The organism is Alteromonas sp. ABH4_456 (assembly GCF_056160645.1).
Genome location: NZ_JBSWXO010000013.1, coordinates 107442 through 125970 on the forward strand (window position 1 = coordinate 107442; position 18529 = coordinate 125970).

An 18529-nucleotide genomic window follows, 5' to 3' on the forward strand; every position below is an offset into this window, starting at 1 on the left:
GCTGCTGGCAACAAATGACGTCTCTCGTTTAGATGTAGTGAAGAAGGCATCAATTTGCTGCTGCTATCATTAAATCTATTAATAAGAAGGGAGTTTATAATGAGTAAAGTTAGTGTGTTATTAGAAGTAAACACCCCCGTTCAAAACGCATTTTCGTTACATGCAGCTCAAGCTAGTTCAACGCTTGATGCATTTGAGAAGGCCGAATCGTTAATTGCCAATTTACCTGCCCAAGGACTTGATGTTCTAGACGATATTGCGCCTATACCAATGTTTGATGATACCGACGAGGGCAATGTTGGTTTGCTTGCTGCATTTGGTGTATCAGAAACCAACGATGATATGCGGGCGAAGTCGATGGTGGTGTCCTGCGAGGTAAACCGGAAACAATTAGCAAACTTGGATGGTCGTGATGACGTTATAGTATGGCCCAACTCACCCGTATCACCATTACAGTCTTGCCAGTGCGGTGCGCCGGATGAACAAACCTTAAAGCCCGCTCATCTGTTTGATCAGGCTAATTCGGCTAATGGTGTCGATTGCAGACCGTTCAGGCCAGGGGCTACCATTGCAGACATTAGGCAACTATTGGGAACTGACGCTATTTGGCAACGTGGTTTTCGAGGCCAGAACATGGTAGTAGGAATCATTGATGAAGGCGTTAACGGTGAGGTTTATCCGGTTGTGGGTGGCTTTAGCGCAGAAAATGCCAGGTTAAAGCCTGGAGAGGCTTCAATAACCAGTCATGGTTCTATGTGTGCAGCAGATGTTTTAGTTGCCGCCCCAGCAGCCAAACTATACGACTATCCGTTTTTGGGGATAGCTAATTCCGGTGGGGTAATGAGTATGCTGCAGGCGATCCTTAACCAGCGCCGTATTGATGGCACTCCGCATCTTTCCAACAACAGTTATGGCTATACCGGAATTCCCAGTTCTACGCGTTACCCTCGCCACGAAATCTGGGATATTAATCACCCGGTCAATCGCAAAGTTCGTGAGGTGGTGGCCTCTGGTTGTCCTGCGCTTTATGCCGCTGGGAACTGTGGTGAACAGTGCCCAAGTGGTAATTGCCATCCTTCCGGAATAGGGCGGGGCAATTCAATCCACGCCGCGAATAGCCTCAAGGAGGTAATTACCGTGGCAGCCGTAAACAGTCGCCATGAGCGGGTGGGCTACTCGTCGCAGGGGCCAGGCATATTTGAACATTACAAACCTGATGTTGCTGGTTATACGCATTTATTTGCTAATTTTGGGCCGGGGCGGCCAGGCGGCACGCGCCCAGGATTTGACAGCGGTACTTCAGCGGCTACTCCGGTGGTGGCCGGTGTAGCGGCTTTGCTTATGAGCGCTTTTCCCCATTTGACCCCGGAAGAACTTAAAAGCGTTTTGATTATGGGGGCATACAACCTTGGAACACCGGGTTGGGACACCGATACCGGGTATGGCGTAATTAACGCAGCAGCGAGTTATTTTTTACTACAACGTGGCGCACTATAATCAGTGTTGCGAGTTGTTATAATCTGTAGCTCTGGAAACAAACACTCGCTGACGGGTTTACATCCGCAGTTAAGCTACGTCAGTGATATTCGGCTATACTACTACTGAATACCTTTGGACGCAGATCGTATGAAATGGCTGTTAACCGTTAACACTAATTGCAATATCGACCAGTTAGCTTCGCAGTTGAGAGACGCAAACTTAGGTCAGATAGCCAGCGCTATCACCATCCCCCTAGGAGACAATGAAGTTGTGGTCAATATCGAGGCACCCAGTGACGCTGAAAGCGAAATCAGAAATTTACCCAATGTTATTGATATTTACCCCGACTCTGATCTCACCGGCTATTAGTGACTATCCTCGCATAAACTGACTGAATTCATCCAATACGTTTATTAATAGGTCCATACAACTTGGGTAGGATCCATTTTGAAACGGAGCCTAATGTTGACTGTTCAAAGCTCACGAGTTCTGTGGGGGGCTCTAAGCAGGAGACGGTATAAGTTATCTTGCCACTCATGTCTCTCGGAAGCTCGGCGGAAAAAGCACTGAAGAGCTGCTTTTTGTGCTTCTCAACACTGCGACTTTTCAACAGGCTATCTGGCTGTTAAGTGACAAAAGCTATTGATTTAGGTTCTTTAAAAGTACAACAGTTTTTTACGTGTGCGGTCGCTGCCGTAGCGATAACTAAATATCAATTACGAACGAATTGCTGATCATAACAACAAATAAGTTGACATTCGGCTAAACGATCACTTTGTTCATATTCCGGCCTATAACTTTCATAAACAGTATTTGTTTTAATAACTGAATATTGTCTAGATTGCTGGGGTTCTACCACTGTCAAGAAATAAGAAAATCCCGCTGCTGCAAGGTAACTTCCGTTTCACTGATTTTTAAAACCGATCCTTGATCGTACCAGTCGCCCAGCACAATTCGGGTAGCGGGTTTGCCGTTGGCTTTCAGCGCGTGGATGGAGGGGCGGTGGGTGTGACCGTGGATCATTCGCTGTACGTTGAAGTGTTCCATGGCTTTCACTACCTCTTGTGGCGTTACATCCATGATTTCAGGTTTCAAACCCTGCTGGTTTAACTTGCTTTGCTTACGTCCGTTCTCAGCGACCTTACGGCGGTATGAAAGTGGCAATGCCAGCATAAGCCGTGGCCACCACCAGCTGCGGCTTTTCTTACGGAATTTCTGGTAGGCAATGTCTTTTGTACATAACTCATCACCGTGGCTGATGAGGGTAGGGGTGCCGTATAAATCAATGACAGCTTGTTCGGGCAGTAATGTCATACCTGCCTGCGTTGCCCATTCCTGACGGATTGCAAAGTCACGGTTGCCGTGAATGAAAAATACCGGCGTGGTTTTACTGACCTGTTTAAATGCGGCTGCAATCGCGTCGTTGAAAGGTGTCTTGTTGTCATCACCAATCCACACTTCAAACAAATCACCCAGCACGTAGAGTGCATCAGCCTGTGGCGCTTCGTTTTCTAAAAAAATCATCAGACACTGAGTAATGTCAGGGCGGTCTTCGCTCAGGTGAATATCGGCAATGAAGTAAGTAAATGGCATGCAGCTAAGTGTGACAATATGGGAGAAGAGGGATCAGAGACAGCAGGAACTGTCTCTGAACAAAGGTATCGCCGGATTACTCAGCAATAACCGCTTTTTCTATAACAACGGGCTCTGCAGGTACGTCCTGGTGGAAGCCACTGGTGCCGGTTTTCACAGCTTTGATTTTCTCAACCACGTCCATGCCTTCAGACACTTTACCGAATGCACAGTAGCCCCAGCCGTTTACTGATTCGCTGGAGAAGTTCAGGAAGTCGTTGTTGTTCACGTTAATGAAGAACTGCGCAGTCGCTGAGTGCGGATCATTTGTACGTGCCATGGCGATAGTGCCTTTTTCATTGGCAACACCGTTGTTCGCTTCATTGGCAATAGGTGCGTTGGTCGATTTCTGATCCATATCCGGTGTGAAACCACCGCCCTGAATCATGAAACCGTCGATAACACGGTGGAAAATCGTGTTGTCGTAAAAGCCTTCTTTTACGTAGTTTAAGAAGTTTTCAACGGTTGCCGGTGCCTTATCTGCAAAAAGCTCCAGTGTGATGTCACCGTAATTTGTTTTTAACGTAACCATGAATTCGCCCCTTATCTTGTGTCCCGGCGGTTAAAGTGGGGTAATGGTAGCTGATTTCCTCCGTGAGTTAAATTAATCACTGTTAAAAGGCGGCAAAACCTGTGCGACCGCAACGGGTAGTGCTACACTTTCGCCCCGAATTTGAATCCTGAGCTAAAAAACGAGGACAACCATGCTACACCTTTACAACACACTGACCCGGGAAAAAGCCCCTTTTGTGCCGCTGAAAGAAGGATGCGTGGGTTTATATGTGTGTGGTATCACGGTGTACGACCTCAGCCACATGGGGCATGCCCGTACCTATTTAAGCTTTGATGTGCTGGTGCGTTATCTGCGCCATCTTGGATTTGATGTGAATTACGTGCGTAACATTACTGACGTAGACGACAAGATTATTGCCAGAGCGAATGAAAATGGTGAAACCACCGGTGAACTGACTGCCCGTACCATCACCATGATGCACGAAGATTTCGCTGCCATTAATTTACTTGAGCCGGATATCGAGCCCCGTGTAACCACGCACATGGCTGAAATTGTGGATATCATTGAAAAGCTGCTGGATAAAGGCTTTGCTTATGTAGCAGAAAGCGGTGATGTGCTGTTTGATGTCAGTAAGTTTGGTGACTACGGTAAACTGAGCAAGCAAAACCTGGAACAGTTACAGGCCGGTGCCCGCGTTGAAGTGGCGGCGGGTAAAGATGATCCGCTGGATTTTGTACTGTGGAAAAAAGCCAAAGCCGGAGAGCCTTTCTGGACTTCGCCCTGGGGCGACGGGCGTCCCGGCTGGCACATTGAATGTTCTGCCATGAATCACAAGCACCTGGGGGCACACTTTGATATTCACGGCGGAGGCTCTGACTTAACCTTCCCTCACCACGAAAATGAAGTGGCTCAATCCCGCTGCGCCTTTGATACGCCGTATGTAAACACATGGATGCATACCGGTATGGTGCAGGTTGATAATGAGAAGATGTCCAAGTCGCTGGGCAACTTCTTTACCCTGCGTGATGTATTGCAGGAACACGATGCAGAATCCCTGCGCTTTTTCCTGATGTCGGCCCATTACCGCAGTCAGCTGAGCTACTCGCAGGACAATATCACTCAGGCAAAATCAGCGCTGGAACGTTTGTACACGGCTCTTCGCGGTGTGGATATAAACTCTGCCACTGATTTGTCTTACGGCGGATACCTTGAGCGCTTTGAAACGGCAATGAACGACGATTTGAATGTGCCTGAAGCGATGTCTGTCCTGTTTGACCTGGCCCGCGATCTCAATAAGCAAAAAGCCGGTGCGGAAGAAGCCGGTAAGCTGGCTGCGGTACTGAAAGGCCTGGGAGCGATTTTGGGTATTTTGCAAACCGCGCCGGAAACCTGGTTACAGGGCGGCAGCAATGATGATGAGAGCGCCGAAATTGAAGCACTTATCAAGCAACGAAACGATGCCCGTGCTGCGAAAGACTGGCCTGCTGCTGACGCTGCCCGTGATGCATTAGCGGCAATGAATGTTATCCTTGAAGACGGGCCGGCCGGAACGACCTGGCGTAAAGGCTGACAAGTTACAGCACCTTATAATATGCGCTGAATGAAAGGGCCCGTCGGATTATTCCAACGGGCCTTTTGTTTGATTTTCAATGCCGGCATCAGGCACCGGCCGGTTCTTTTCAGCCAGTTCGGTTTTCCAGCGCTGCTGAGCTACATGGGCTTTCACCAACTCCAGACACTCGTTAATCACTCCCAGCACCTCTTTATCCAAATCATCTGTGACCGGTGTGTAATCGTGTAAACCGGCTTCTACAAAATGATCAATCTTGTGGGCGTCGATGTCAGAAAGTAAGTTAATAATGGATGCGGTCACGATGTCGGTAACAGCCGACTCCAGTGTGCTTTCAATGGTTTTTCCCACCACCGGAATATAGTGCAGAGTCGATACCTGCTCGTTACTTTTCACCGCTTTGCCTACCGACCGTCTGACGTGTTCGCGGATCGCTTCACCATAATGGCCGTCACTGATGGACTGACCGAAATGATTCAGTACACCGGCAACCCATTCAGTCAGAACAGGGCGGCGGGGGGCGAGCACCTGACGGGTGATATCGTCAACCAGTGGTGACCCTGCAGAAATGTCTTTTTGTACATCGCTGAGCACTTTAACGACAATGCGGTCAGACAGCTCTTCCACAAAAACATCGTAATAAAAGCGGAAGAAACGAAAAATAGCGGTGCGGTTTAAGTCGATGATGTCGAATTTATGCAGCCGGTGCAAAATCGAAAAGATACGCAGGAAACGGAAAATGCGGGTTGCCCCGAGAGGGATCAGACCGATAATATCGTACCAGTGCAGAAAGGGGAAAAAGTACCAGCGCAAATGCTCTTTCCGCACCACTGACACAACCCAGCGAAAGCAGAACTCAACAAAGAAAATGGCAATGAATACCAGGTCGACAAGAATGAAATTTTTATGGATGGGGTCGTAGGTGCCGGTAAATCCCGGCAGCAGAATTTCCAGTTGCTGGTGGATGACGGCAGTGCCGTAGAGGGCATCGAAGAGCAGCCAGGCCAGGTTTACCAGCAATAAACCCAACATAACCAAATCAAGAATTAACCAGGGCGTTTCATGACTTTTCCGTAAGTTGTCCCAGTTAATTCTCAGCATGGTGGCTTATCCTACATTTTTCAGTCTCGTCACATCCACGTGTAATTTGAGTTTTTGACCGGGCTGCAAATAGCGGTTTTTGCTCAAATTATTCCAGTTGGTGATGTCTGAGATTTTAACATTGAACTTACTGGCTATACGGGAAAGACTGTCTCCCGGTTTAACTGTGTAAGTCAGAGAGCGGATGATGGAAGCGGAGGACTTCTCCGGCGCATCGCCACCTTGCCAGATCACCAGGGTTTTACCGGGCATCAGCGGATCTGCCGGCGCCATACCATTCCACTTCGCCAGGTCACGGGTGCTGACTTTGTATTTAACGGCTAAATCCCACAGGGTATCGCCGGAGGTGACTTTATGTGTCACTTTCATAGACGAACGGGGCTTGTTCTGCAACGAAGCCAGACGCTGATCCTGTGACAAAGAATAAGAATCCAGTTCTTTTAAAGCAACCGGTACCATGACATAGTCACCGGCGCGGATCATGTTACCCGACAGACTGTTGACCCTTCTGATGATGTCAGCTGTCGTATGATACTTCTTTGCCAGACGCAGCAGGCTGTCTCCGCTTTTCACTTTATGACGCACCCAGTTCAGGCGGTCATGACGGTCAACGGACGCCAGTTCTGTAGTAAATTGTTCTGCTTTCTCAACCGGAAGCAACAACTGATGAGGGCCGTCAGGATCGGTTGCCCAGCGGTTAAAGCCGGGATTCAGGGCATGCAAGTCTTCCAGTTCCATATCGGCAAGATCGGCAGCAAACGCCAAATCTACCTGTGAGCCGATATCCACCAGTTTTACCACTTCAACATTATCAACAGCAGGCCAGGCAAAGCCGTACTGCTCTTTGTTTTTAAGAATGTCAGCAAGAGCGAGAAGTTTCGGTACGTAGGCGCGTGTCTCGCGGGGTAAATCCAGCGACCAGAAATCTGTAGGTTTACCGGCTTTACGGTTTTGTTTGATGGCTCTGAGTACGCGGCCTTCACCGCTGTTATACGCCGCAAGGGCATGTAACCAGTTGCCGTCGAACATGTTATTCAGGTAGGTAAGGTAATCCAGCGCGCCCTGTGTGGATGCTACCACATCCCGGCGGCCGTCGTACCACCAGGTCTGGCGGATCCCGAAACGTTTCGCTGTGCCCGGAATAAACTGCCACATACCGGCAGCACGGCCATGGCTGTATGCGAAGGGGTCAAAAGCACTTTCCACGACAGGAAGCAGTGCGATTTCCAGCGGCATGTCCCGCTTTTCAATTTCTTCAGTGATGTAGTACAGGAAAGGACGTGCACGGTTAACCACCCGTGCCATGTATTCAGGGTGCTTCAGATACCAGTTACGCTGGCTGGTCACCCGCTTGTCATCGGGGATCTCAAAGGCCATCTGTGCAGCCGCGCGGGTCCACACATCATCAATGACAACGTCTTCAGGTTCTTCCGGTTCAACCGCTTCATCCAGCGCCTCGTCCACATCTTCAACAGGATGCACAACTTCGATAACACCTTCTTTGGCGATTTGACAGTCCTGCTCGTCGTCAATGGTCGTCTGACCTACTTCACAGGTGTCTGAGCCCTGAGGTTCGGTATACTCAGGCGGTTGCTCACTGGCAATGTCATTCTCACCGGTGGTTTCACAACCACTCAGCATGCCAGCAAGCGCGATACTGGCAATCAGGCCCAGTGCTGATTTCATTAATTAAGTGCCCCGCAAATAAACTTCGAACGTGATAGTGTAACGATTGTTGCCGTCAATTGCATCAAAACTCATCTTTCCAGCGCCGCAGCGCAGCAAATACCGCAGTATCGTCATCTAATTCTTCTCCCTGCCACTGTGATGCAGCGGTTGCCACTGAAGGTTTGTGACTGCGCAGAAAGGGGTTGATGGCCTTTTCTTTTTGCATGCTGGAGGGCAGGGTAATGTTGTCTTCAGACCGCAGCTTTTCTACGAGGTTCGCATGTTGCTGCAATTCTTCGTTGTCAGGCTCTACCGCGAGGGCAAATTGCATGTTGGCCTGTGTGTATTCATGGGTACAGAACACACGGGTGTTATCTGGCAAGCGTTTCAGTTTGTTCAGTGAATGGTGCATTTGCGCCGGCGAGCCTTCGAACAGTCGTCCGCAGCCACCGGAAAATAATGTGTCACCGCACAGCACCAGTCCGTGACCATAAAATGCAATATGATCGAGGGTATGGCCTGGCAGCTCCATGACCGTAAACGCACAGTTCACCACATTCAGATGAATATCATCACCTTCATCCACAGAGCGGGTAATGCCGCGAATATGTCCGCCAGTCGGGCCGATAACCGGTAATGACGGATTTGCGGAGGCCAGTCTGGCGATGCCGCCGGTATGGTCCCGGTGGTGATGGGTGATTAACACGGCTTCCAGGCTGAGCCCGTTCTGCTTGCAAAATGCCAGTACAGGTTCTGCATCGCCCGGATCCACGACCACTGCATGGGTTTGATTGTGCAAACACCAGATATAATTGTCAGTAAAGGCGGGAATTGCGCTGATTTGTACACCATCGGGAAGGGCGTCAGACATCCTGTTCATGGGGAATCCTGCTTGTTTATCAGTATTAATGCGATACTATAGAAATTAGATAGCAGTGTCGCAACTAATTGGATCAGCCTGAATATTAATGAGACTGGCATACCGTTCTAAACCGCCCGGTTACCCCGAATCCTGGGCTCAGCTACCGGCAGGTGAGGCAATTAAAGATGCTGTTCAGACTGTCAGTAACAGCTTTTCTGCCCGTATCTTCGGCTATCATCTGGTCAAGCTGGGAACACTCAGCAGTGAAATTGCGTTAAGCAAGTGCAACGTCAAACACCAAATCCGTCAGACACCCGTTCAGATCGACGCGACATCCGTGCTGAGTCTGTCTACCGAACTGCCTTACGTTGAGAACAGCATCGACGGGTTTCTGCTGGCAAACGAACTGGACTTTTGCCAGGATCCTCATCAGTTATTACGGGAAGTTGACCGCTGTATCACGCAGGACGGTTACATTATTCTGAGCGGTTTTAACCCTTACAGCCTCACCGGCATCGGCAAATATCTGCCATTGAAACGGGGTAACCTGCTGCATGATGCACGTTTCTTCTCGTCAGGCCGGGTAAAAGACTGGTTGCAGTTACTGGGCTACGAAATTATTGAAACCCGCCATATTCTGTTTTCCATGCTCTTTATTAAAAAACAGTTTTCTCTACCTGCCAGTTGGCATAACCGCATTACCCGCTATTTTCCCTGGTGCAGCTCGGTGTATGTGATCCTTGCCCGTAAACGGGTGATCCCCATGACCACCATCAAGCCAGCATGGAAACTCAAACCCCGGTTCTCCGCTGTGGGTGCCAGTATGCGGGTGCAGAATGCAACCCCTGCAGGCCGTGACGGAAGCCGGGGCTGACCGGCCGTTGTCAGAGGTAGAAGGGTTCTCCCTGCTTTGGAAAAATTAGCGTTACACCCGGCGTATTAAGCGCTTCCAGTTCGGATTTTATTTTCAACAGGGTGTTTTCCTGTTTGTTCAGAGACGGCTTTATATGGGTGATAATGACCTTTAATCCCCGCAATGCGCTTGCCGGATTTTCACTGTCGGTAAGTGCTGCCAGTGTGTCCAGTTCCCGCATCAGCCATGCCGGTGTTAAATGACCGAACAGCGCGTTGTCCGCTCTGTCTGAAGGATAGGACGCTTCAATAAACACGCCTTTTAACCGGCCGCTTTTTATCAGTGGTACGACGGTTTTCCACAAGCCGGCTAACTGGCCGGTACCTTCCACTGCATCAGGCCCGGTATCTCCCAGATACAGGATGGCATTGTCATTACACTGGTATAAAAACGCTGAAGACTTGTCAGCACCGGCATGGGACAGCGGATAGGCGGTGAGCGAGCAGCTCGTGTCACCCAGTGTTTGCGCTTCACCGGCCTGCATGTAGGTATAACGGTAGCGGTTCAGTTTGTAGCCGCTTCCCTCATTGGTAAAATTTGGCCACAGCGCCCAGTTAAATACATTTTCTTTCAGCGTTTTAATAGTGAAAGGCATGGCATAAACAGGTTTCGGCGTATCGTCCGTTGCGTTAATCACCAGGCCGGCTACGTGATCGAGGTGAGCATGGGAAAGTGCATAACCGGTGATATGACGGGTGAGCACATTTCCCTCAACAGTTAAATCCGTTTGTACAGGCAAAGTCGCAAAAGCACCGTTTGCCGCAGCCACTTTCAGGCCGGTCATTACCAAACCGGCATCGAACGCGATATAACGGTGGCTGTAACCGCGCGATATCAGATAGGACGATAAGTTGCTTTCATCCAGTCCGCCTGCCGTACCCAGCGGGATCACTTCAAATGCCGGAGCTGAAACTTTTAGTCCGGCATCAACGGAAGTGGCGGGAGAGGACGGCACTGTACTGCAGCCGCTTAAAAGAAATGTGAGAAGACATGCTGCGCCGGCCAGTACGTTGACTGAAATCCCGGCCCGTGGTTTTACAAAAATCATTGTGACTGAGGCAGAAGGGGTTTGCACAAAGCATATTATCCGCTGCCTTTGCTGTATACCTTTTTGAAAAGCAATGACCTGTGAATTTTATTCATAAAAAAACGGTGCTCATCTGAACACCGTTTTTCGTTTACTGTCGACGTCACCTTTTCAGGTGACCATAGCACTGCGCATTATTTGACGCGCATACCCGGTTTGGCACCTTCGTGTGGCTCAAGGATATACAAGTCCTTACCACCCGGACCTGCCGCCAGTACCATGCCTTCAGACATACCGAAACGCATCTTGCGCGGAGCCAGGTTGGCAACCATCACGGTGTGTTTGCCAATTAAGTCTTCAGGGGCATAGGCTGACTTGATACCGGCAAATACCTGACGGGTTTCGCCGCCTAAATCCAGCTCTAAGCGCAACAGTTTGTCAGCTTTTTCCACATGCTCGGCATTAGCGATGCGGGCAATGCGGAAATCCACTTTCGCGAAATCATCAAACGTAATTTCTTCACTTATGGGATCTTTCGCCAGCGGGCTTTCAGGATCTAACTTCGGTGCATTTGCTGCAGCCAGGCTTTCTTTTGAGTCTTCTACCATTGCGTCAATCTTATCCATTTCGATGCGTTGCATCATGGCTTTAAATTTATTGATTTCATGACCGGTCAGAACAGTTTGAGTACTTTCCCAGGTCAGCGTATCGTTCAGGAAAGCTTCCGCTTTCTCTGCCAGCACTGGCAATACCGGCTTCAGGTAAGCCACCAGAATACGGAACATGTTAATACCCAGTGAGCACACATCATGGGTAAACTGCTGTTTGCTTTCGTCTTTAATGGTGACCCACGGCGCGTTCGCATCAATGAACTGGTTCGCTTTGTCAGCCAGCGCCATTATTTCACGTACCGCCTGATGATACTTACGGTTTTCAAAGTGCGTGGCGATACTCTCTGATGCGGCATGGAATTCTGCCATCAGCTCTTTATCCAGTACCGTATCTGACAGTTTGCCGTCAAAACGTTTGGTGATGAAGCTGGCACAACGGCTGGCGATATTGACCACTTTACCCACCAGATCTGAATTCACTTTCTGGGCAAAATCAGCAAAATTCAGGTCGATATCCGTTACACCGTCACCCAGCTTGGACGCGAAGTAATAACGCAGGTATTCCGGGTTCAGATGGTCAAGATAGGTACGGCCTTTAATGAATGTACCGCGGGACTTGGACATTTTCGCGCCGTTTACTGTCACGAATCCGTGAATATTCACACCGGTAGGTTTACGGAAACCGGCACCTTCCAGCATGGCAGGCCAGAACAGGCAGTGGAAATACGTAATGTCTTTACCGATGAAGTGATACAGCTCTGTGCCGGTGTCTTTGTTCCAGAAATCGTCAAAGTTAACGTCATTCTGATCACAGAAATTTTGGAAGCTGGCCATGTAACCAACCGGCGCATCTACCCACACGTAAAAGAATTTGTTCGGCGCGCCAGGAATTTCAAAACCGAAATAAGGTGCATCGCGGCTGATATCCCACTGCTGCAGGCCGTCTTCAAACCATTCCTGAAGCTTATTCGCCATTTCAGCCTGAATCGCACCGGAGCGGATCCACTCCTTGAGCATGCCTTCAAATTGCGGCAGGTCAAAGAAGAAGTGCTCAGATTCCTTCAGTATTGGCGTCGCGCCGGAAACTACACTGCGCGGATTTTTCACTTCTGTCGGGCTGTAGGTAGCGCCGCAAACGTCACAGCTGTCGCCGTTTTGATCTTCCGCATTACAGCTCGGGCAGGTGCCTTTTACAAAGCGGTCCGGCAGGAACATTTCTTTTTGCGGGTCATACAACTGATTGATGGTACGCTTGCTGATGTAGCCTGCTTCATCAAGACGGTTATAAATGGTTTCACACAACGCCTTGTTTTCCGGCGAGTGAGTCACATAATAGTTGTCGTAATCAACGTAGAAGTCCTGCAGATCCTGATGGTGCTCTGCACGGGTACGGGCGACCATTTCTTCCGGCGTAATACCCAGCTCCTGTGCTTTCAGCATAACAGGCGTGCCGTGAGCATCGTCGGCGCAAACACTATAGCATTCGTTGCCGCGAAGACGCTGGAAACGGGTCCAGATATCGGTCTGGATATGCTCAAGTAAGTGCCCGAGGTGGATAGAGCCGTTAGCATACGGCAGTGCACTGGTTACCAGAATATGGCGTTTCGCATTGTTTCCGGCAACAGAAGTCGACGTGTTTTCAGACATAGTATTATGTTTCTGTTCTCAAGCGTTGAAAAATGGCTGCAAATACTAGCGGAATCGCGCCGCTTTTGCATTACGTAAATAGCGCGACCGCGCATTTTAAAGGTGAATTATGTTCTTTTCCCGAAAGGGTGACAAGCTGGCGCAAACCGCCGCACAAAGTCTGGCTGATTATTATGCCTTAACCACAGAGCAAACCCAACCGTGGTGTGAGGTAGACAACGGCTGTTTGTCGGTCACACTGCCATTCTGTGCGCTCACTCAACATGCCGTTATAAGAGAAACCATCACACAGGCATTAACACAAGCCGGTTTTCCGCTGGTGGAGCTGGCTATTTCCCAACAGGTTCGCGGTGCTGAGACCGCTATCGCGCCGGTGACGAATATCCGTAACGTGGTAGCGGTCGCATCCGGCAAAGGTGGTGTGGGTAAATCAACCACCAGTCTGAATCTGGCATTTGCGCTGATGCAGGAAGGCGCCAGAGTGGGCATTCTGGATGCTGACATTTACGGCCCTTCTGTACCCATCATGCTGGGCAATCCGCAGGACCATCCGGTCAGCGGCGATAACAAACATATGCAACCGCTGAAAGCCTGGGGCATGGTGGCGAACTCCATCGGATACCTGGTGCCGGCAGAAGACGCGGCAGTATGGCGCGGCCCCATGGCGAGCAGGGCACTGAAACAGTTACTGGATGAAACTTTGTGGCCGGTACTGGATTATCTGATTGTGGATATGCCGCCGGGTACCGGTGATATTCAGCTGACCATGGCACAGCAGGTGCCCCTGAGCGCTGCAGTGATTGTCACCACACCGCAGGACTTAGCCGTAGCCGATGCGCAAAAAGGCATTTCCATGTTCAACAAGGTAAATGTGCCGGTGGCGGGTTTAATTGAAAACATGAGCTATTACCAGTGTTCTTCGTGCGGTCACACTGATTATTTATTTGCGCAGGACGGAGGTAAAGCGCTGGCTGAACGCTACAATTTACCGTTGCTAGGCGCATTGCCGCTGGATGTCTCCATCCGTGAGCAGGCCGATTTAGGTAAACCGCTGGTGGCAGATAAACCGGACAGTGAACTGGCCGGCATCTACCGTGAGGCTGCCCGCGCATTGTCCATGCAAATGGCGCTTACATTACCTTCCCGCAGCTCTGAAAGTTACATCCGCGGTGAAACCATCGGGCTGACAAAGTTATAAGTGAGCAGAACTGTACTTCCAGACACTTGTTGAAATTTATTGAAGTGTGAAGATATATGAGCGAAATGATTCGCAGTAAATAAAAAGGAATATTTATGCAAGAGCTGAATTCAGATGAGTTAACAATGGTTAATGGTGGCCGGTTAGATTGGGATAACGGTGGTCTTGCTGTCATCGGTTTTGGATTTGCCGGTGGACCAGCCACGGCAATATTCGGATTAGCCGTGGGCGGTGCGATGCTCGTGATCGGGCATTATGCATTACCCTGATTAAAAGTCGCCTGCGAAGCAGGCGCTTTCTTTCAAGGAGAAGACACTTTGAGCATGCTTAATTTATTTAAGATTACATATATAATTTTCATTGTCGTAGTGCTGTTCATCTATACCCAAAACAGTGACACTGAAATGTTTTCCTTATATCTGATGATGGGAAGCTTTGCGTTACTGAGTACCTTACTGCACGTTTGCCTTAAAAAAATTCAGATCATAGAAGAAGCATTAATACCATCGCCTGAGAAAAACGGTGATTAAGGCGGGTTGTGCGGCTTTAAGCAAAGTCGCATAATACGCGCTCTTTTCTTTCCCTCCTCAGGACATGTGTTATGCGTTTATGCGATCGTGATATTTACGATTATCTTCAGAAAGGCAAGATTAAAATCGACCCCACACCCGGGTATGAGCAAATCAGCGGTGTGACGGTGGATATGCGCCTGGGGAATAAATTCCGCGTTTTTGAAGACCATCAGGCACCTTACATCGATCTCAGCGGACCTAAAGCCGAAGTTCAGGAAGCCCTTAACTCTGTGATGAGTGATGAAATTGAGCTGCCTGAAGGCAAGGCATTCTTTCTGCATCCGGGTGAACTTGCACTGGCCATTACCCATGAGTCGGTAACCTTGCCGGACAATATTGTCGGCTGGCTGGACGGACGTTCTTCTCTGGCAAGACTTGGCCTGATGGTGCACGTGACTGCCCACCGCATTGATCCCGGCTGGTCCGGTAATATCGTGCTTGAGTTTTATAACAGTGGTAAGTTACCTCTGGCGTTGCGTCCGATGATGAAAATCGGCGCGCTGAGTTTTGAAGTGTTGTCTCAGGCGGCAGAAAAACCGTATAACGCCCGTGCTGATGCCAAATATAAAGGTCAGGCCGGTGCCGTTGCCAGCCGAATTACATCTGATGACGATAAATAAGCCTTTCGTAGTTTAATCCCGAATACTCTGTCAGTTTTCGTCTTAAAAGAAACGGAGCCCGGTAATGATAAAAAGCAGTCTCACCCTATTCATTGCCGCGCTGGTAGCGTTGCTTTCAGGCTTTGGTCTGCATTTCGCCGGCCAGCCCGCTGACATTGCCTCCACAACTGCAATCACCGCTTTTGTTGCCATATTATGGGTAACCGAAGCGTTGCCTATTCCGGCTACGTCACTCATTCCTTTTGCGCTATTTCCGCTCGCCGGCGTAATCAGCCACGCCGAAGCGGCATCTTCTCTTGGCAGCCATGTCATCATACTGCTGATGGCTGCATTTATGTTGTCGAAAGGACTGGAAAAAGCGAACCTGCATAAGCGTTTCGCAATTTATATGTTGCGGCTTACCGGTACAGGCAGCGGCATGAAACTGATTTTGGGCTTCATGCTGACCACCGCTGTTTTGAGTATGTGGATCAGTAACACCGCTACCGTTCTGATGATGCTGCCCATGGCAATGGCCATCATCAACGCAACCAAACATACCCGCTTCGGTATTGTGCTGATCCTCGGTATTGCATACGCAGCCAGCCTTGGCGGTGTCGGTACGCCCATCGGCACACCGCCGAATATCATCTTTATGAGCGTGTATGAAGAAACGCAGGGCAGTGAATATAACTTCATTGAATGGATGAAAACCGGTGTACCCATTGTGCTGCTGGCAATTCCGGCCATGGCCATGTGGCTCGGACGCGGCCTGGGTAGCATCGGCAACATTGATTTACCGCAGCCCGGTGCCTGGACCACGGCTGAGAAGCGGGTACTGGCAATATTCGGTACAGTGGCAATGGCCTGGATTTTCAGGCCGTTCTGGACAGGCTGGCTGGGGATCACCACCGTCAGTGACAGCACCATCGCTGTAGCCGGCGTGGTTGCCATGTTTATGGTGAACAGTGGCAAGCCGGACAACGACAAGTTACTCGACTGGCCCACAGCCAATGATATCCCCTGGGGTATGCTGCTGTTATTTGCCGGTGGTATATGCATCGCCAAAGCGTTTAAAGCCTCAGGTTTAAGTCTGCTTATGGGCGAATGGCTGACAGGCCTGTCTACCTTACCTGTATTGCTGTTGGTGTTTTCTATTTGCCTGTTCGTAACGTTCCTGACAGAAATTACCTCCAATACCGCTACAGCCACATTACTTATGCCCATACTCGCAGCAGCCGGTACCGCCGTGGGCGTTGACCCCAAATTGCTGATGATTCCTGCCGCCATCAGTGCCAGTTGCGCTTTTATGCTGCCCGTTGCCACAGCACCCAATGCTATTGCCTACGCCAGCGGAAAATTCGATATTAAAACCATGGCGAGGGAAGGGATGGTGCTGAATGTCATCGTCGCCAGTGTCGTCACCGTGGTGTGTTACCTCACATTACAGGGTTAAAACCGTAGTCCCGGCAGGGATTTGCTCATCATTTAGACGTTCAGTCATCGCGGCGCATATTTGTCGTTGCAAAGTGAAGAAAAATAAGTAGACTTGTCGGCTCTTTCGGTCGGTGTGTGGCGCAGCTTGGTAGCGCACTGTCATGGGGTGTCAGGGGTCGGAGGTTCAAATCCTCTCACACCGACCAATCTCTACTATTTTTCAATGACTTACCCCGCTCATTGATTGCTCGTAAAAAGAGCGTCCCAAAACTGTCCCACAATTGTCACATTATACAGTAGTTGTTGTTTTAGCTTTTCCGAGCTAAAGCGTCGCGTTCTTTTAGTCCAAAGCTGCGGCTTCAATTGTCAAAATTCTCCTCTCACGAAACTAGTTAATCCTGAGGTTTACCAATCAGGACATAACTATGACAAACAAGACTCAAACGCGTGACCTGCAAATCACGTTTATTCATCAGTTCAAAAGAGCGACAAGAACCGCCTGGCCCGACAAATTTCGTTTATGTTGGTATTTCAATCCAGAAACCCTGGATTATGTGTACGAACATAAAAACGAGCACTTTGTTACTAATGGGTTTGTTATCTCAGATGGTCTCGCTAGTCAGCTTCCAGAAGAGTTCAGGAAGAAATATTTCGAGCCATCTGAGAGGTGCTTATTGTTCTTACTATTCGAGCTTCAGATCGTTGGTTTTATCAGTTCAGATGAAGTTGATGATAATGAGTTCGAGAATGTCTTCGGAGTAACGAAACATCGTTACTTTTCAACCGAGGCCATTGATGAGTGGACAGAGCAGGTTGAATCACTCTAAGGGCTGCTTCGCAGCCCTTTTTTAAAACAGGTTAGACATGGTTCGTCTAATTACACTTTGGCGAACAATTTTTTCGGCATGAATCAAAGTATTCAAATGCTCAATGAATCTTGATGCATATTCCGGCCGGATCTGAACAGCGATTCCGGAAACACTTGAACACCTATTCTGGAATCATTTGAACACTGATTCCGGATTTATTTAGTACACTTTTGTGCTGATTTCCGGAATCGGTGTTCAAGTACACCGGAATCATTTCAACGCATTGAAATCACTATTAATTTGATAACTTAACCACTGGCTTTTCGTTGGCGAGTGAGGGTGAGGTTTGAAAAGGATTACAATGCGTAAAATCAGAGAGGTTTTAAGGCTGCATTTCTCGGCAGGATTGAGTATCCGCGAGATCCACCGCAGCACCAAAGTCAGTGTTGGCAGCATTCAAACTCTGCTCAACAAAGCCAAGGTAATGAGCTTGTCCTGGCCGCTGCCGGATGAACTGGATGATGCCCAGTTAGCCCGGCGTTTCTACCCGCAAGCCGATACCCGCCACGCCAAACGATTCCAGGAGCCAGACTGGGCAGACTTGCGTAAGCAATTAAGCCGTAAAGGCGTGACCAAACTACTGCTGTGGGAAGAATACACACAGCAATACCCCAATCGTTGTTACAGTTACTCTCAGTTCTGCGACCGTTACCTGCACTGGCTGAAGAAACAGCGCCGTTCGATGCGCCAGCATCACCGGGCAGGTGACGTGTTATTCGTGGACTATGCGGGACAAACTATGCCTGTCGTGAATCCACAAACAGGCGAAATCCGGTATGCGCAAATCTTCGTGGCGGCCATGGGGGCGAGCAGTTATTACTACTCAGAGG

17 protein-coding genes and 1 tRNA gene are annotated in these 18529 nt (G+C 49.3%); 11 read left to right on the forward strand and 7 right to left on the reverse strand.

All coding sequences use genetic code 11. The features are described from left to right. Positions 1–99 precede the first annotated feature (99 nt). Both ACXAG2_RS17810 and ACXAG2_RS17815 read left to right on the forward strand, forming a co-directional pair. Positions 100–1497, forward strand: a complete 1398-nt coding sequence (locus tag ACXAG2_RS17810; RefSeq protein ID WP_474869195.1) for a S8 family peptidase — start codon at positions 100–102, stop codon at positions 1495–1497. A 129-nt stretch (positions 1498–1626) separates the two neighbouring features. Then, on the forward strand, positions 1627–1848 hold the full coding sequence (locus ACXAG2_RS17815; protein ID WP_474869197.1) for a hypothetical protein: 222 nt from the start codon (positions 1627–1629) through the stop codon (positions 1846–1848). A gap of 492 nt (positions 1849–2340) precedes the next feature. Here ACXAG2_RS17815 and lpxH read toward each other — a convergent pair whose 3' ends face one another. Together lpxH and ACXAG2_RS17825 are read right to left on the reverse strand one after the other, a co-directional pair. Further along, positions 2341–3072 carry a UDP-2,3-diacylglucosamine diphosphatase gene (gene lpxH, locus ACXAG2_RS17820; RefSeq protein WP_474869199.1) on the reverse strand — a complete coding sequence of 244 codons (732 nt, stop codon included), beginning with the start codon at positions 3070–3072 and terminating at the stop codon, positions 2341–2343. A 76-nt stretch (positions 3073–3148) separates the two neighbouring features. Continuing rightward, positions 3149–3643: a peptidylprolyl isomerase gene (locus ACXAG2_RS17825; protein ID WP_119501800.1), complete on the reverse strand. Its 495-nt coding sequence runs from the start codon at positions 3641–3643 to the stop codon at positions 3149–3151. A gap of 172 nt (positions 3644–3815) precedes the next feature. Here ACXAG2_RS17825 and cysS point away from each other — a divergent pair, with 172 nt between their 5' ends. Continuing rightward, on the forward strand, positions 3816–5195 hold the full coding sequence (cysS, locus tag ACXAG2_RS17830) for a cysteine--tRNA ligase (protein ID WP_474869201.1): 1380 nt from the start codon (positions 3816–3818) through the stop codon (positions 5193–5195). A gap of 48 nt (positions 5196–5243) precedes the next feature. Here cysS and ACXAG2_RS17835 read toward each other — a convergent pair whose 3' ends face one another. The 3 genes from ACXAG2_RS17835 to gloB form a co-directional block, all read right to left on the reverse strand. Beyond that, positions 5244–6296, reverse strand: a complete 1053-nt coding sequence (locus tag ACXAG2_RS17835; protein WP_474869203.1) for an ion transporter — start codon at positions 6294–6296, stop codon at positions 5244–5246. Positions 6297–6302: 6 nt separating this feature from the next. Then, positions 6303–7982: a lytic transglycosylase gene (locus ACXAG2_RS17840; protein ID WP_474869205.1), complete on the reverse strand. Its 1680-nt coding sequence runs from the start codon at positions 7980–7982 to the stop codon at positions 6303–6305. A gap of 64 nt (positions 7983–8046) precedes the next feature. Further along, positions 8047–8844, reverse strand: coding sequence for a hydroxyacylglutathione hydrolase (gloB, locus tag ACXAG2_RS17845; RefSeq protein WP_474869207.1), 798 nt, complete (start codon positions 8842–8844; stop codon positions 8047–8049). Between the two features lie 88 nt (positions 8845–8932). Between gloB and ACXAG2_RS17850 the strand changes: the two genes are divergently transcribed. Next, positions 8933–9700, forward strand: coding sequence for a methyltransferase domain-containing protein (locus ACXAG2_RS17850; protein WP_474869210.1), 768 nt, complete (start codon positions 8933–8935; stop codon positions 9698–9700). A gap of 10 nt (positions 9701–9710) precedes the next feature. On the opposite strand, the gene ACXAG2_RS17855 is transcribed toward ACXAG2_RS17850, so the two are convergent. Next, positions 9711–10814: an MBL fold metallo-hydrolase gene (locus tag ACXAG2_RS17855; RefSeq protein WP_474869213.1), complete on the reverse strand. Its 1104-nt coding sequence runs from the start codon at positions 10812–10814 to the stop codon at positions 9711–9713. Positions 10815–10960: 146 nt separating this feature from the next. Further along, entirely contained in the window at positions 10961–13024 is a 2064-nt protein-coding gene (gene metG, locus ACXAG2_RS17860; protein WP_474869215.1) for a methionine--tRNA ligase, read from the reverse strand. A gap of 109 nt (positions 13025–13133) precedes the next feature. Here metG and apbC point away from each other — a divergent pair, with 109 nt between their 5' ends. From apbC to ACXAG2_RS17895, 7 genes are all read left to right on the forward strand, one after another. Then, the gene (gene apbC / locus ACXAG2_RS17865) at positions 13134–14222 is read left to right on the forward strand and encodes an iron-sulfur cluster carrier protein ApbC (protein WP_303575602.1); all 1089 of its coding nucleotides are present in this window, start codon (positions 13134–13136) and stop codon (positions 14220–14222) included. Between the two features lie 95 nt (positions 14223–14317). Further along, positions 14318–14491 carry a hypothetical protein gene (locus ACXAG2_RS17870; protein ID WP_303575601.1) on the forward strand — a complete coding sequence of 58 codons (174 nt, stop codon included), beginning with the start codon at positions 14318–14320 and terminating at the stop codon, positions 14489–14491. A gap of 332 nt (positions 14492–14823) precedes the next feature. Then, positions 14824–15414 carry a dCTP deaminase gene (gene dcd, locus ACXAG2_RS17875; RefSeq protein ID WP_119501791.1) on the forward strand — a complete coding sequence of 197 codons (591 nt, stop codon included), beginning with the start codon at positions 14824–14826 and terminating at the stop codon, positions 15412–15414. Positions 15415–15478: 64 nt separating this feature from the next. Continuing rightward, complete coding sequence (locus ACXAG2_RS17880; RefSeq protein ID WP_474846581.1) at positions 15479–16849, forward strand: SLC13 family permease; 1371 nt, start codon at positions 15479–15481, stop codon at positions 16847–16849. A 110-nt stretch (positions 16850–16959) separates the two neighbouring features. After that, a tRNA-Pro gene (locus ACXAG2_RS17885) sits at positions 16960–17036 on the forward strand. A 219-nt stretch (positions 17037–17255) separates the two neighbouring features. Beyond that, positions 17256–17657, forward strand: coding sequence for a hypothetical protein (locus tag ACXAG2_RS17890; RefSeq protein ID WP_474869218.1), 402 nt, complete (start codon positions 17256–17258; stop codon positions 17655–17657). A 343-nt stretch (positions 17658–18000) separates the two neighbouring features. Continuing rightward, positions 18001–18529, forward strand: a 529-nt coding sequence (locus ACXAG2_RS17895; RefSeq protein WP_474869221.1) for an IS21 family transposase, incomplete at its 3' end; no start/stop codon positions are given.